This is a genomic window from Capillibacterium thermochitinicola (genome assembly GCF_013664685.1).
Classification (GTDB): Bacteria; Bacillota; UBA4882; order UBA10575; family UBA10575; genus Capillibacterium; species Capillibacterium thermochitinicola.
In genome coordinates this window covers 1-15,612 of sequence record NZ_JAAKDE010000039.1, presented here as the reverse complement: position 1 = coordinate 15,612, position 15,612 = coordinate 1, and the positions used below count along the sequence as shown (strand labels likewise).

General features: G+C 50.9%; 14 protein-coding genes. All 14 read right to left on the bottom strand.

Going from position 1 to position 15,612, the window contains the following annotated elements; all coding sequences use genetic code 11:
- Positions 1-239 precede the first annotated feature (239 nt).
- Positions 240-395, bottom strand: coding sequence for a hypothetical protein (locus tag G5B42_RS11990; protein WP_231133515.1), 156 nt, complete (start codon positions 393-395; stop codon positions 240-242).
- 706 nt (positions 396-1,101) lie between these two features.
- Positions 1,102-1,839 (bottom strand): FadR/GntR family transcriptional regulator, encoded by a 738-nt coding sequence (locus G5B42_RS10730; RefSeq protein ID WP_181340477.1) that lies wholly within the window; start codon positions 1,837-1,839, stop codon positions 1,102-1,104.
- Positions 1,840-1,887: 48 nt separating this feature from the next.
- Positions 1,888-2,922, bottom strand: a complete 1,035-nt coding sequence (locus tag G5B42_RS10725; protein ID WP_181340476.1) for an alcohol dehydrogenase catalytic domain-containing protein — start codon at positions 2,920-2,922, stop codon at positions 1,888-1,890.
- A 132-nt stretch (positions 2,923-3,054) separates the two neighbouring features.
- Positions 3,055-3,924, bottom strand: a complete 870-nt coding sequence (locus G5B42_RS10720; RefSeq protein WP_181340475.1) for a branched-chain amino acid ABC transporter permease — start codon at positions 3,922-3,924, stop codon at positions 3,055-3,057.
- Positions 3,925-3,929: 5 nt separating this feature from the next.
- Entirely contained in the window at positions 3,930-4,916 is a 987-nt protein-coding gene (locus tag G5B42_RS10715; protein ID WP_181340474.1) for a branched-chain amino acid ABC transporter permease, read from the bottom strand.
- Between the two features lie 38 nt (positions 4,917-4,954).
- A complete protein-coding gene (locus G5B42_RS10710; protein ID WP_181340473.1) occupies positions 4,955-5,647 on the bottom strand; it encodes an ABC transporter ATP-binding protein in 693 nt (230 codons plus the stop codon).
- 528 nt (positions 5,648-6,175) lie between these two features.
- Complete coding sequence (locus G5B42_RS10705) at positions 6,176-6,949, bottom strand: ABC transporter ATP-binding protein (RefSeq protein WP_181340472.1); 774 nt, start codon at positions 6,947-6,949, stop codon at positions 6,176-6,178.
- An 84-nt stretch (positions 6,950-7,033) separates the two neighbouring features.
- The gene (locus G5B42_RS10700) at positions 7,034-8,290 is read right to left on the bottom strand and encodes an ABC transporter substrate-binding protein (RefSeq protein ID WP_181340471.1); all 1,257 of its coding nucleotides are present in this window, start codon (positions 8,288-8,290) and stop codon (positions 7,034-7,036) included.
- Between the two features lie 187 nt (positions 8,291-8,477).
- A complete protein-coding gene (locus tag G5B42_RS10695; RefSeq protein ID WP_181340470.1) occupies positions 8,478-8,819 on the bottom strand; it encodes a cupin domain-containing protein in 342 nt (113 codons plus the stop codon).
- Between the two features lie 246 nt (positions 8,820-9,065).
- Entirely contained in the window at positions 9,066-10,955 is a 1,890-nt protein-coding gene (locus G5B42_RS10690; RefSeq protein WP_181340469.1) for a TRAP transporter permease, read from the bottom strand.
- Between the two features lie 139 nt (positions 10,956-11,094).
- The gene (locus G5B42_RS10685; protein WP_181340468.1) at positions 11,095-12,060 is read right to left on the bottom strand and encodes a TAXI family TRAP transporter solute-binding subunit; all 966 of its coding nucleotides are present in this window, start codon (positions 12,058-12,060) and stop codon (positions 11,095-11,097) included.
- 471 nt (positions 12,061-12,531) lie between these two features.
- Complete coding sequence (locus G5B42_RS10680; RefSeq protein WP_181340467.1) at positions 12,532-13,605, bottom strand: zinc-dependent alcohol dehydrogenase; 1,074 nt, start codon at positions 13,603-13,605, stop codon at positions 12,532-12,534.
- Between the two features lie 17 nt (positions 13,606-13,622).
- Complete coding sequence (locus G5B42_RS10675) at positions 13,623-14,636, bottom strand: hydroxyacid dehydrogenase (protein ID WP_181340466.1); 1,014 nt, start codon at positions 14,634-14,636, stop codon at positions 13,623-13,625.
- Positions 14,637-14,658: 22 nt separating this feature from the next.
- On the bottom strand, positions 14,659-15,432 hold the full coding sequence (locus G5B42_RS10670; RefSeq protein ID WP_181340465.1) for an SDR family NAD(P)-dependent oxidoreductase: 774 nt from the start codon (positions 15,430-15,432) through the stop codon (positions 14,659-14,661).
- Between the last annotated feature and the right edge of the window lie 180 nt (positions 15,433-15,612).

The window sequence follows — 15,612 nt, the reverse complement described above, 5'->3', positions numbered from 1 at the left end:
GAACCTCCTTTGCTCCGTTTCAGTCTCAAACTGTGGATGTCCCTGATTGGCGGTCGACGATTCTTGCGTTAAACCTTTGGCGAAAACCTTAAGTTAAAAACAAATCTTCCATCGGCTGGTCTTTTGACAAGCGGCTGGTCGCTGCTCTTTGTAAACTTGTTTTTACGTTTCTTTCTGCGTTTACCGGCGTCTTTTTCTCTTCTGGTCCGCGTTTTCTGCGCCGTCGTGCGCTGCTTTGTTTACTGCCGGGGCGGCATCTCTTGCTTCTTTTTCCGGATCACTTGGTTCCTGTGCCACGTGTCTGCTTTTATACTCTGTCGTTTCTGCTTCTCTAACTTGGGCCGCGCCTGTTCCTGTCTGCTCTTCGTCGTCTCTTGCTTGTGCTGCCTAGTCATTTACTTTTCCGCATCGTTTCTTCTTTGCGTTGCATCGTTTCTTACTTGTGCCGCGTCGTTCTCACTTGTACTGCACCGTTACTTTCTTATGTTGCATCGTCTTTTACTTGTTTGTCCTTCGTTCGCTTCCGCCTTGTGTCCGTTGTTTACTGCCGGTGCTGCGTCACTTCCTGCCGATGCCGTGTTGTTTACATCCTGTGTGCGGCGGTGTTTGCTTCTTTGGAGTCTGTTTTGTGCTTCAGTTTCCGTTGTCTTTTTGGCGTCTTTTGCCTGGTAGTTGGCTTGTTCGTGTTCAGTGGTCTGGTCTTGCTGTCTTGCTGTCTGACAAGTTAAGGGAAAAAATATAAGGTTTTCGCCTTTTTTATTGCTCTGTCTTTATCACTCTGTCTTTATTGCTCTGTCTTTATTGCTCTGTCTTTATTGGTTCGTCTTCGCCTGGATTGTCAGTATTCGTCTTTTTTGGAACCGCATCCGTTATCACGATCATACCGTGAACCTTGCCGTCATTAGTGGTGGGTCCGTTGCTTCCGTTGCGCCCTTGGACAAGTCTATCATATAGCAAAATCTGCTACTTGTCAAGCTGTCTGACAGCTTGACTGTGTTAATTTATTTCGCTTTCTGACAAATAACCTCCTGCCAGTTTCCCCAAAAAATTTTTACTCCCGGTTTTTTATATTTCTCACCCTAGTGCATCTGGTCCGTTTAGCTAGGTAAGAAGGGCTTTTTCGTTGTATTCGGTGAATTTTTGTTTGGCGGCCTGGAGGTGATTGATCATACACTTCCGTGCCAGGCTGGCGTCGGCCTTCGAAATTGCTTCGTAGATCGCTTCGTGGTCGTTATACGATTTCCCAAACAAACGTTCCACCGAGGAAGAATCATCCTCCGCCAGACGGATGATGTTGTAATAAGGATGTTCCAGCTTGAGTAAGGCTTCTTTAATAAACTGGATAAAAAGCCGGTTGTCGGAGGCTTTGGCCAACGCCAAATGGAATTCATAGTCCACGTTGATGAACTCGTCCACCGTTTTGACGTTCCTACACTTATCCAGGGAATTTTTAATCTCGCGCAGGCTCGCCTCGGTCCGGCGTTTCGCGGCCAAGTAGCAGATTTCTCCTTCAATCGCACGCCGGGCTTCCAACGCTTCCAGATAAGTCATCCGGCTCCGGACCGCATCGATTATATTGTCCAGTTCATAATGGACGTTGGGTTTTTTGATAAAATTCCCCTTTCCGGGAATTGACTCCAAAACCCCAAGAGCTTTCAACCCGCTCAGTGCTTCCCGGATGGTTGCCCGGCTGGTCCCCAAACTCTTCGCCAAACTCGCTTCCGAAGGGAGACAATTGCCCGGTTTCAGTTTGTTGGTCCGCAGCATCTCGATGAACTGTTCAATGATCCGGGTTGAAGTATTCACGGTTGCAACCGGTTTTAGATCTAGACTTACCATCTCTTTTCACCCACACTACATATTTTTTACAGGACTAGTTTAATCATCCTATTCCAGATCGATGACCAATCTCCCTTTCAACTTACCGTCTTTGATCAACTGGAGACCATAATTCAGTTCCGGTAAACTGATAACTTCCCCAATGACCGTCTCCACTTCCTTCGCCAACACCAGTTTCAGACATTCCTCGATATCCTCTTTGGTCGCGGCCCTGGTACTCAAGAGATCGATCTCGTTTAAATGACCGTACAGGGCATTAAACTTAACCTCTTTACTGTAGGCGACCAAAGCTAGTTTACCACCTTTGCCTACCGCCTTCAACCCCTCATCGATACTTGACTGGTGGGCCACAAAGTTGACCACCAGGTCGGCCCGCCCCCCCTGGGTATAGGCGGCCACGGCATCACTCCAGGAAGGGTTCTCCCGCCCGTCAATGACAAAATCGGCTCCGTAGGACTTCATTAAGGCAAGCTTTTCCGCCGAAACATCGACGCCGATGACCACCGCCCCCAGCACCTTGGCCATTTGGAGGGCGTGAAGGCCTAAACCTCCACCCCCACCCACGATGACAAGGCAGTCGCCCTTTTGCACCTGGGCCCGGCGGACCAAAACATGGTAACAGGTGCCCAGGGCATCCGGGATCACTGCGGCCTGCCGGAAGGAGAGCCCCGGCGGTTTGGGAATCAGGCAGGCTTCCGGGACCGCCACATACTCGGCAAAGCCGCCGTTGAACTCAAACCCGATCCGCCCTTTCAACTGTTCACAGATGGTCTGCCGGCCAAGACGGCAAGTCCGGCACCGGTTACAGGGGATATAGAAAGAGACCAAAACGGCATCGCCCACACGAAAGCGTTTGACATTGGCCCCGGTAGCGGCCACCACCCCGGCGACCTCATGTCCGGGAATTAAAGGCAGTTCTTTCGTCGGCACCAACCCGTCCCGGATCTTTAAATCCGTACCGCAAACCCCGGCCGCTTTAACTTTGAGCAAGACTTCATCCGGGCCGTAGGACGGGATCTCCACTTCTTCGAGCGTCAAGGGTTTGCCGAATTCCCTTAAAACCATCGCTTTCGTTTTGACCACTTCCTCAATTGTTAGTCCAAATCTTGTTTGCTTTTATCTTGCTTATCTCGCGAAGCCTAACAGATTTCGCATCTTACGCCCTTCACCTTTACACCTTAATGCGCTTAACCATGTAGAGCCGACAAGGATTCCCTACCGGTGCATCAGCTTGCTGCCGTACAATCCGGTGGGTTTGATCAACAGAATAATGATCATGACCAGGAACGGAGCCATTTCGGCCAGCGGCGCCCAGATCAGCGCACCCAACGAGACAACCTGCCCGACGATGAGGGCTGAGACCATCGTCCCCTTGATGCTCCCGAGACCGCCGATGATGACGACCATAAAGGCAAAGGCGGTAATGGTCATCCCCATCTCCGGCGAGACCATCACAAAGGGCGCATGAATCACGCCGGCCAGCGCGGAAAGGACCGAAGACAAGAGAAAAGTGATGGTAAAAAGGCGGCTGATGTTAATCCCAAGCGCCTTCACTTTTTCCGCATCATCGATCCCCGCCCGGATGGCGGTCCCCAGAATGGTTTTGTTCAGGAAATACTGAACGGCAAAATAGACGATTACGGCCAAGGCAATCACAAAAATACGGTAGGTGGGAACACCGGTCCCCAGAATCATCACCCGGCCAACAATCGGCGAAGCAACCGGTTTTGGTGTCAACCCCCAGATATACTTGATTAAACCAACACCCATCAGGTTAACACCAAAGGTCAGAATCATCGAGAACATCACCGGTTTCGAGTAGACCCGCTTGTTGACCAGTCGTTCGACCACAAACGCCACCACCAAGGCGGTTAACATCGCAACAAACATCCCCAGCCAGAAACTGCCGGTTATTGAAGTTATCGTGTAAACCATATAGGCGCCAAGCGCATAGTAGAAGAATTGGTCAAGGCTGATGATCCGCATCAAACCATAGCAAAGGGAGAGACCGACCGTTAAAAGAAAGTAGACTCCGGACATGCTTAAGCCTAAGACAATCGCTGAAATTAACAATTGCGCATTCATCTAAATCATAATCCCCCTTCTTTAGTCAGCGCCGTTGTGGAAGAGGAACTGTTTGCTTTCATCTTTTCAAAATACCCCTCCAACGTGCCGACAATCCCTTTTTCTCCAGCCAGCATCACAATGATCAAAAGCAGCCCGACCAACACTTCCCAGTGGCTAATAAACCGGCTGGCAATGTCCTTGAGACCAATAAAGAGGAAGGAACCGACCAAGGGACCGAATAACGTCCCGGCACCCCCCAGCATTGAAATGGCCACCGCTTCCGAAGCCGTATTGACGTTGGAAATGTTCGCGTTAACCATACAAAAGTAGACGGTGTAGATTGCTCCGGCCAGTCCGGCCGTGGTGTTGGCGATCACAAAGGCCAACCATTTAATATTAAAGGTTTTATAGCCCAAAAAGCGCAGTTTCAGTTCGTTGTCTTTAACGCACAAACAAGTGGCGCCAAAGACCGATTTTTTCATTAAATAGTAGTAGAAGAGCCAGACGGCCACCGCCACCAAGAACGCAAACAGGTAGATCCCTTTTGGCGTCGTCAGGTCAATAAAGGGAGTCGGCTTCATCCGGCTGATCAGGAGTAACCCGTTATCACCGAACGTCCATTTCACAAGGGCTTTTTGGAAAATGAAGAAGGTGACCACACAAAAAGCCTGGTTACAAAGGGTGAAATAGGAGCTGTTTAAACGGACCATAAACGAACCCACCAGCATATTCAGGACCAGACTGGCCAGGATCCCCACTAAAATGGCGACGAACGAATTGTGACCAAAATAGTAAAGGTAGACACCGGCGCCGTAAGCGCCAAAGGCTAGAAAAGCCGGCTGCCCAAAGGAAGTGAGTCCAAGACGTCCAATCAAAAAGCTGCAACCCATGGCATAAATACTGAAGATGACCACTTCCGTCAAGAAAGCAGCTGGTAAAATGCCCCGCAGAGCATATAGGAGAGCAAAGGTAATAATTATCCCCGTCCAGCTATTCAAGAACCGTTTCATCTTTCTACTCCTTCCGGTTGATTTTTCCCGCTTTTGACTTACAGGTATTCGCAGTAGGCGTTGTTCTTAATGTCGGCTTTGTCGGTAACCTCGGCCACCAACCTTCCTTCCTTCATTGCGTAAACACGCTCGGCTACGCGGGAAACAAAAGAGAGGTTCTGACCGACGGTCATAATCGCGCAGTTCTTGCTGAGTTCATGGAAGGTAGTAACAAGATCGTCCACGATACTGGGGGCAAGTCCTTCGGTCGGTTCGTCAATGAGAAGCACCTTGGGATCACCGAGGATCGCCCGGCCAATCATCAACATCTGCCGTTCGCCCCCGCTCAAGTACGCCCCTTTCCGGTCGATCAGGATCTTCAGTTTCGGAAAGTGTTTAAAGACTTTATCCCAATCGTAGTCGCCCGTGGCGTAACTGGAGAGCTCCAGGTTTTCGCGGACCGTCAAATCGAGAAAAACGTGCTTATCTTGGTCGATATATTTCAGCCCCATCCGGGCTACCTCGTAGGGTTGTTTCCCCACCAGTTCCGTTCCGTTGTAAATGACGGAACCACTCGTCGGGTGAAGCAAACTGGCGATGCATTTTTGCAGAGTTGTTTTCCCGGCACCGTTGCGGCCGACAATGGCCACCCGCTCGTTGGGTTTAATATACAGATTGATGTCAAAAAGTACTTTGGACTGACCATATGCGGCGTTGAGATTTTTGACTTCAACAATATTCGGCATACCCATTTCCATCCCCCTTAAATTTTCCCATATAAGTCAAGAACAAGTAGAAACCAGGAGCATCCTTGTCCATTTTTTTCAGCTTTTCGCGCCGAGTTTATGACGTTAAGCAAGAAAACGTAAAAACCAAACCGCAGCCCTTTCTGGTCCCACCTGCCTTTCGTACGGCAATGATTGGCTCGTTTGTACGGTAAACTCATGGCAACTTTATCTTCGTGACGCAAGTTTCATTTCTTAGCAGAAATCTCGCAAGGTATTACAGGCCTTCATGCAATGCGCTGAATTGTAACCGGAAGCGACAAGCGGGAGACAAAGGGATGCCATCCCGGCGTTATACGATTCCTTAAATCATTGATGATTTATTGATCGGTCGACGGCATTCGTATGGCTTCCAATCAAATCAAACTTCCAAGGGAAATCAGTCTTTTCGTTACACAACAAACTTAGCGTTTTCGCAAAAATTGTCTTCTCGTAAAACCGTCTTCCTAAACCCAAAAGTAAGCTCTAAAATTACGCAGGTTATCTTATTTAATTTTAATAACAATCATCCTGAGCCGTCTTCCAGTATTCTTGACGGACCCGTTCGCTATTTAAGGTTGCTTTGGTTTCGCCGGCCGCAATCATTACTCCCTCGACCATGACGCCAACGGTCTGCACTAAATTCTCGATTTTGGAGATCTTATGCTCCACAATAAGAATGGTCTTCTTCCCCACCTGTTGCCGGAGGACATCCAGACATTCATTAATCTCCCCGTCACTTAACCCGGCAAAGGGTTCGTCCAGGAGCAACACTTCCGGATCGGTCACGATCGACATGGCGATCTCCAGGATCCGTTTTTCCCCCAACGAAAGGTTCCCGGTTAACCGGTCGGCCATCTTCGTCAGTCCAAAGGTCTCCAGACACTCATCAATCTTCTCGGAAACAATCCGGTCGATCCGGGTGAAAAAGATATTGCGCAGGCTCGCTCTGTTATTGGCCCGGTAGAAGGCAAGGCGCATATTGTCGATGACTTTAAGATTGTCAAAGGTCGAGGCTAATTGGAACGTCCGCATAATCCCGAGGTCAACCCGGCTTTCCGGAGTAAGATCGGTAATGTCCTCGCCTTTATAATAAACCTTTCCTTCCTCCGGGAAATAGTTACCCGTCAAAATGTTAAAGAAGGTGGTTTTCCCGGCCCCGTTGGCCCCGATCAAACCGGCAACCTCGTTCTTTTTAAGGCCGAAAGTTACATTGTTGACCGCAACCATACCGCCAAAACGTTTGGTGATGTTTTGCGCCTGAATGATCATTTCAGAATTGCTGTTCATCTTAGCAAACCCCTTTTCCCGATCTGGATATTTTAGGGGCCTGCTCCGGAAGGTCTTCCGGAGCAGGCTTTTAAAAACCAGAGGTTAGAATCCCAAGTCTTTCAGGTTCGGATAGACCTCTTCGCCGCCTTGCACCGAAACGACTTCAAAGAAGTCAAATTCGTGCTTGGCTTCGTTCCGTCCTTTACCACGGACGAGGAACCCGGCGTATTCATAAACAGCCTGGTGGTCTTCCCGCCAGTAAGCGGGCCCTTTAACCGACATAAACTCGGGGTTTTGTTCAATGGCTCTTCTGATGTCAGCCTGGTCAAAGCTACCGGCTTTCTCCACCGCGTCAAACAGCTGTTGGACAGCGATATAAGCGATGGTGGCATAGGCATCCGGCGGGGTACCCCACTTGTCCATGAACGCCTTGCTGTATTCGGCAGCCAGTTTCACCGTCTCGGCATCTTCAAAGCCAGTCAGATCATAGTAGAAGAAGTGCATCCCATAGATGTTCTCTCTGGCTTCCAGCGGCAACCCTTGGGCCACCACGTTGGTCAGGAAGCTGTTGAAGATGGTCATTTCTTTGTTGAGACCCATGTCATAGCACTGTTTCAACAGGGAGATGGCGTCCCCGCCAAACTGTGCCGAGATGAAGACGTCCGGTTTCGCGGCCCGTACTTGCTCAAGCACGGTCGTGAAATCGCTGGTCCCCTGGGCCACTTCAAGTTGGCCAATGATCTCGCCGCCGTACTTCTTAGCTGCGGCAGCCAGGCCATCCCGGATGTCCCAACCCCAAGAGTCGGAACGGCCAAGGTAAAAGATGCGTTTTTTCCCAAGGTCGGTGATGGCGGCTTTACCGGCCATGTAGCCAACGGTCCAGGGAGTGTAACCGGCAGCGTAGGTGCAGTCACCCATCTTACCTTTGCGGTAGGAATCCAACGGCGCCACGTTCACCGGGAAGTAGGGATAGGGATCTCTGATGCAGAGCTCGTTAATGGCCAACGACACGGCCGCCCAAGTCTGACCGACCACGGCATGGGCGCCTTGGTCACGGAGATATCTGAATCTTCTAACACCGGTGTTGATGTTAGCTTCATCGTCCATATCTTCGTATTCGATCTTCACTTTACCCCAAGGCATATTCAAACCGCCCTCAGCATTCCGCTGTTCGACAGCCAGGAGGACCCCCTGTTGTTGGGTTTTCGCAACCGCGGCAAAAGTACCGGTGTACGGCAACAGGATACCCAGTTTAAATGTGGAGGGTTTCGCCGCCCGTTGCGTGTTCAACAAGAAAACAGCTGCTACAACAACAACCAACACAGCGGCAAGAATCAGAATAAGCTTTTTGTTTTTCATTCTTTCTCCCTTTTCTCCCTTCTTTTTGGTTTTGAATTAGTGCAATAGGATAAACCGGGTTAAGATCGAAGCGCCAACTACCACCTCCCCAGGACAGCAAGGGTAAACCAATCATTGTCCCTGTTAGATGCATTATATCATTAAGATAGGATAAGTTTTACTGGAGGTTTCTGTAACTTTTTGTTCTTTATTCCCGGGGCGGGCTGTACATCACAAAGTATTCGGTCGGCCCCTTGTTGACATTGATTACTTCATGGACCTCGCCCGGGAAGACAAAGATCCCTGATCCCGCCGGTACCCGGTGGGATTCTTGCTCATTTCTCAGTTCCAGTTCACCGGAGATCACGAATAAGAAATGTTCGTTTTCTGGATGACTGTGGGCAACCCCGTGCCCGCCCTCTTCCATCTTGGCATAATGGAAGGTGAAGTTTTTTGCCCCCATACTCTTATCGATAATGTTCCGGTGGTATAGTCCTTTCCGGTTTTCGATCTTAATCAACGGTTGTTCTTCCAGCGTAATCTTCTTCATCCCAATTCCCCCTTGCGTTTTCGTCAGGCCGGTCCTTCTCCCGGTGCCTGAGACCCCGGGAGAAGAACTCCTCTCTGTCTGTCTCCGGCGTATCCTTCGCCTGACTCTACCTTTTTATCCCACTGGACAGCTGGCCAAAAAACATTCCGCCTTGCTTTACTTTTCTTCGTAAATCAATGTAACGATAGTAACGATAATCAGCACGTGTGACTTGTTAACCCACATGCAGATTCATTAACCTTTTGCTCAAGCCGCAATCTGCGGATTAGCGGCCTGCTTCTTGGTTTTGTAAGTGTAAACGGCCATCGCCACAACGACAATGTAACCAAAAATATCGGTAAAGAACCGGGTGTCAACCAAAAGCGGCGAAGCCAGCAAGAAGACCGCCCTTTCCCAAGTGCGTAAGTTCCGGAAGAACCAGCCTTGGAAACCGGCCGCAAAACAAGCAATTGAAATCAGTAGACTCGCAATGATCTTTACGCTAACCGCTAGCTCCTGTCCATAGACAAAGATAGCCGGTTCGTAAATGAAGAAGAAGGGCAGAATGTACATGAAGAGCCCAAGGGGTACCGCGTTTAACCCGGTTTTCATCGGGTGCGCGCCGGCAATACTGGCCCCGGCAAAGGCTGCCACACAGACCGGCGGCGTGATATTGGAGATGACCGCGAACCACAGGCAGACCATATGGGCGGGCACCGGATCAATCCCCAATTGAATTAAGGACGGGGCCGCAAGTATCGACAGAATAATGTAGGAAGCGGTCGTCGGCAAGCCCATCCCGATGATGGTGGCGATAAAAGCAACCAGAACAAGGGTCAGGAACAGATTCCCCTGCCCCACCGAGAGAATCAGGCTGGAAAACTTCACGCCCAAACCGGACAAAGTCAGGCTCGCCATGACAATCCCCAAAGTCCCGGCCGTCGCCCCTACACTTAAGGCGCTGGTCCCGGCTTCGCGGAAAGTCTTGATCAGTTTATCAAAGGTAAAGCGGGTCTCTTTCCGCAGCATACTGCAGAACACCACAAAGACCGAGCCCCAGAACGCTGTCCGCGGTGCGGGATAGCCCAAGGCGATCACAACCACCACCACAACGATGGTGAAGAGATAATACCAGCCCTTCTTCATTACCTCGCTGAACTTGGGCAGTTCTTCCCGGGGTAGACCCTGTAACCCGCTACGGCGCGCCCGGAAATAGACCATAAAGCCAAGGGCAATGTAGTAGAGGATGGCCGGCGCAAAACTAATCAGGGCAATGGTCGAGTAGGGCTGCTGGGTCAGGGTCGCCAGAACAAAGGCAGCGGCGCCCATCACCGGGGGCAAAAGCTGACCGCCGGCTGAAGCCGCCGCTTCCACGGCCCCGGCAAACTCCGGTTTATAACCGACCTTTTTCATCATCGGAATCGTAAAGGTTCCGGTAGCCACCACATTGGCGACCCCGCTCCCGGAGATCGAACCAAAAATTGAGCTGCTGAACACGGCAATTAACGCCGGGCCGCCGGCAATATGCCCCGTTAGCGAAGTGGCCAGATCCATAAAGAAATCGCCGCCACCGGTGTTGTTCAAAAAAGCGCCAAAGATAAGGAATGGCACAATATAGGTCGCGAAGGTGTTGACAATGGTCCCGAAGATCCCATCGGTGTAGTAATAATACTCAACCATCGACGATAAACGGATGCCCCCGTGATTGAAGATCCCGGGCAGATAGGGGCCAAAATAGGTTAAGCCAAGCATGACCAGGCCAATGATGGGCAAGACATTCCCCATGACCCGGCGGGTTACTTCAAGCGAAACCAGCATTACCAGAAGACCAAAGATCAAATCCCACTGGTTGGTCCAACCGGCCCGGTAGATTGCATACTCCTTATACTGCAACATCCAGTAGAGCACCGACGAGCAGGCCATAGCCACAAAGATCGCATCCACCACGTATAAGACTTTACTCTTCGGATATTTCCTGCTGGCCGGATAGAGCAAGATACTGAGCAGGAAGGTGACGAGCAGATAGATCCCCCGGTGGGACTCGCTGGAAAAAATACCAAACCCAGCGGTATAGAAATAAAAGGCGGAAAAACCAAAAGCAATGATGCCGACGGCTGTTTGGAAAAACCTGTTCAGGTTATCCCGTTTTTTGGCCAAGACTGTCCCTCCTTAATACTTTTACCTTTGCGAAGAGAGCTTTGTTTTCAACTGTAAACCCTGCTTGAACTGTGCTTCCATGTTTTTCTCGGGGAACAGGGGGATTTCCCCTGTTCCCGTTCGACCAATCATTTTTTTATTACTTTTTTTGTTCTTGCTCGCGCCAGAAACGTTCAGCACCCGGATGGTAAGGAATACCCAACGCTTTCACCAGCTCCGGATCGTTCTTCATCGTCTTCCAATAGGGGTGGACCGCACCAAGGTATTCTTTCCCTTCCGGACTGAAGCAGACTTTCATCATTTCGTAAACGTCATCAGCCGGCACGTTCTTGCTGGCGACTTGGTAAACGGTGAACATAAAGACTGGCACGTCTTTGGTTTGGCCTTGATATGTATTGGCGGGCATGACCCCTTTGGAGAAGAAGGGTCCGGCCGATACGATCTTGTCCAGTTCTTCATCGGTGAAAGGAATAATGTAGATATCACGGGTGGCCGCTACCTCAACCAGACCGGCTGCCGGGGAACCGCTCATCCCCATGGCATGGACTTTCCCTTCGGCCAGGGCTTGGGCAGCATCGCCAAAGGCCAGTTCGGATTCGATGGCGTTGATGCCAAGGGTTCTTAAGGTAAACCGGGAGTTGTCACTGGAACCGGAACCCGGAGGGCCAAGAACCACCCGTTTCCCTTCGAGATCTTTCATGCTTTTAATTCCGCTGTTGGCCAGGGTCACGAAATAGTGGTCGCTCTTGTAGATCTCAAACATAATCCGCGGGTTGTCGTTGGGACGGCCTTTCATGATCCCTTCGCCGTTCCAGCACTCCCACAGGTGGGTCGAGTAGGCCATGGTCAGGTCCGCTTCACCCGAAGCCAACCGCCGGGTGTTCAGCACCGAACCGCCGCTGGCGATCATGTCAACCCGGATATTGGAGGGCAGTTTTTCCTGAAGCAACTTGACGATCCCGCCGCACATCGTATACCAGACCCCGCCGGGGTTACTGGCGCTGTAAGCATAACGCCGCACGGAAGCCGCGCCGAACAAAGTGGTGCTCATGCAAACAATTAACGCGACAACCATCAAGCCGACAAACAAACGTCTTCTTGTCATCCTTACTCATTAACCTCCTCAGTTATTTTTTGTTCCAACCGCAAACGGGCGCTCCTCTTTCGGCATCTCACCTCCCCTTTTGCCGAGTTGTCCTCTCACGACAACCGAGGAATGAAATAAACTGGCTATGCCGTGCCGGTATGGTTGTTACTGAAGATTATTAATACCGAAATAAATTGTTACATGACTAAAAACAAAACCATTACTTAATCCCTACTGAATCACAACTCAATCACTACCGGACCACAACTTATGCCCTGCTAAATTACTACTTAAAAACTGCTTTATCTCTGCTGAATCACTACGAAATCATAAGCATAGCCAAAATCAATACTTTTTTATTATCCCCGCCGGGGACCTGGTCGTACCAAGTCGTTACCCGGCGGCTCTCCTGTTTTGTAATTGTTGTTAATAACAACTTAATATTATATTAACCAACTGTTTATAGCATTTCAAGAGTATTCTCCGCTTTTACCTTTGGGGATGGACAATTACCTTCATCGCGTTATCGATCCGCTGCGTAAACGTGTCGAAGGCCTTATTAATATCCTTTAAGGGGAACTCATGGGTGATCAAAGGCCTTAAATCGATCTTCCGCTGCGCCGCCATGGATAAGGACCGGCGGACGTTGCGCCGCCCTTCACCGCGCACGGTATAAAGGTTGACATTACGCACAACGGCCTTGTTGATATCGACGGTGACCGGCCCATGATAGAAAGCCACGAGTACGATGGCCCCGCCCGGGCGGACCAGATTTAAGGCATCATCCAGCGAACTGCCGACACCGGCGGCATCAAAGACTACATCGGCACCGATCCCGCCCGTCAACTCTTTAACTAATTTAACCGGGTCCTCTCCTTCGCGCACATTGACGGTATAATCGGCCCCCATCTTTTTCCCAAGTTCGAGACGGCTTTTCCGGGTTCCGGTAAGAATCACTTTATCGGCACCCAAGGCCTTTGCCGCTTGGGCCAAAGCCAGGCCAATCGGTCCGGGGCCGATAATCGCCACCGTATCGCCGGCCAAATATCCGCCCACGGCATCAATGGCGTAAAAGGCGGACCCGGCGGTGGTAATGATCGCCGCTTCTTCAAAAGAGATTTCGTCGGGCATTTTATAGAGGGTGTTGACGTGCTTAATGGCATATTGGGCAAAACCGCCGTTCGTCGTCATCCCACTGGCGGAATGGCCTTTCTCCAATTTGCCAAAGTTTAGACACGCCGTATAGTTCCCCATTATACAGTTGTGGCAACGGCCGCAGCCCTTATGCACTTCCGACGCCACCCGGTCCCCGACTTTAAACTCGTCAACCGTGGGGCCCAACTGGACCACCACCCCGGCATACTCATGGCCCATGGTGAAAGGCATCGGCGGTTCACCGGGCATCCCGTGGTCACGGATGGTCACATCGGTACCGCAGATCCCACAGGCTTCCACCCGGATCAACACTTCACCGGGGCCCGGAACCGGAACATCGACCTCGCGCACTTCAATCTGCCCGCGGGCGACCAGTTGCGCCGCCAGCATTTTTTTCGGGATCTCCATTCGCTTCTTCCCTCCGTTTACGCTCTTTTCTTCAGATGCTGCCATTTTTCCAACTTCAAGACCTCGGGGTTGGCGATCTTCTCCGGCTCGTTACCATTGAAGAGATCGATCACCCGTTTGACCGCTTCGGTCGCCATTCTCACCACACACTCGTCGGTCAGCGCCGCCGTATGCGGTGTGAGGATTACGTTATCCAGCTCGAGGAGGGGGTTGTCTTCCTCAATGGGTTCCTTTTCAAAGACATCCAGCCCGGCCCCCCGGATGACCCCTTCTTTTAACGCCTTGATTAAGTCCTTTTCGTTGACAATCCCGCCCCGGGAGACATTCACCAGGTAAGCACTGGGTTTCATCATCTTCAGTTGCTCCCAGGCAATCATGTTCCTGGTATGTTCATTAAGAGGGACATGAATGGAAACAACATCGGCATTCTTGAGCAGTTCATCCAGGCTGACAAAGTCGACCGTCGCGCTGAATTTGGTTTTCACCACATCCGGCAAGACCGGATCGTAAGCCAGGATCTTCGTCTGGCCCAGCGGGTAGTAATATTGGGCCAGAATCTGCCCAATTTGGCCAAACCCAATAATTCCGAGGCGTTTCCCCTGCACGTCTTGGGGATAGTTTTTATAGCGAATCTTAAAGTTGTTCTTCCGAACCTCCCGGTCCAGCAAAAAGAATTGCTTGAAGAGGGCAAGGATTAGCGAAAGGGTGTGTTCGGCCACGGTACTGGCGTTCACCCCCAAACTGGAAGTGACAATCACGCCGTGCGCGGTCGCCGCTTTTAAATCCACATTGTCGACGCCCCCGCCCGTCCGGGAGATGGTCCAAAGATCATCAGCCGCTTTAATGAGCGCCTCGTCGATATAAATTCCCGTCCGCAGCACGATTGCTTTGGCGTCTTTCATCAACGGGGCCACCGTCTCCGGTTTTGGATCCGGGGCCACCACCACTTCTAAACCTGCATCCTCCAGCATCTTCCGGGCTTCTTCCTCAATCGGCTGGGGAAGAAGGACGTAACCCTTGTTCAGACCCATTCTGTACCCCTCTTTTCTGTCTTTATCGCAAATAACGCCCGCCAACCACATCCAGGGTGATCCCCGTAATGTAGCTGGCATCATCAGAGGCTAAAAATACTACCGCTTTGCCGATTTCATCCGGAGTACTCAGCCGTCTGAGCGGAATATTGGCCACGATTTTTTCTCTCTCTTCTTCACTCCGGTCTTCCCAGAGCCCTTTCATCCGTTCGCCGGTAATTGTTACCGTCGGTGCCACACAGTTGACCCGGATTCCCTTCTGGCCCCAATCGTAGGCGAGCTGGCGGGTTAATCCCTCCACCCCCGCTTTGGCCGCCGTGTACTGCACGCCGGCCAGCGAAGCACGCCAATGCCCGGCCAGGGCGCCCATATTCACAATGGCACCCTTCCCGGCTTTGGCCATGTAGGGAATAGCAGATTGGCAAGTGAAAAAGGCACCTTTTAAATTCACATTCAAAACCAGATCCCAGTGCTTCTCTTCGATCTCTTCGAGTTTGTAAGGGGTATGCAGGCTGCCGCCGGCATTATTGACCAAAATATCAATGGACCCCCAGGTGCGCACAAGTTCGTCGATCATCTCCTGGACTTGGGCTTTGTTTGTTACATCGGCTTTTTTCCCAACAACCCGACCGGGGAACTCCTTGTTCAGCTCGTCCACCGCCCGGTCGATGGTCTCTTGGTTAATGTCGTTAATCATGACCTTGGCGCCCTCTTCCAACAGGCAACGGGCGATCGCAAAGCCCATCCCCTGTGCGGAACCGGTTACTAAAGCTACTTTATCCTGTACTCTTCCCATCGGCTATTCTCCTTAAAATTTGATATGCATTTTTAAATATTTAAGTTTAAACTTAAGCTCTGTTGGCGAACTTCCGTTTTTCGTCCGGTACCACGATGTTGAACTTCTTGACTTCCTCGAGGAAGTTGGCCAAGGCTTGACCGGCCCGGGCAAAATATTTCTCACCCTTCTCCTTGCTCG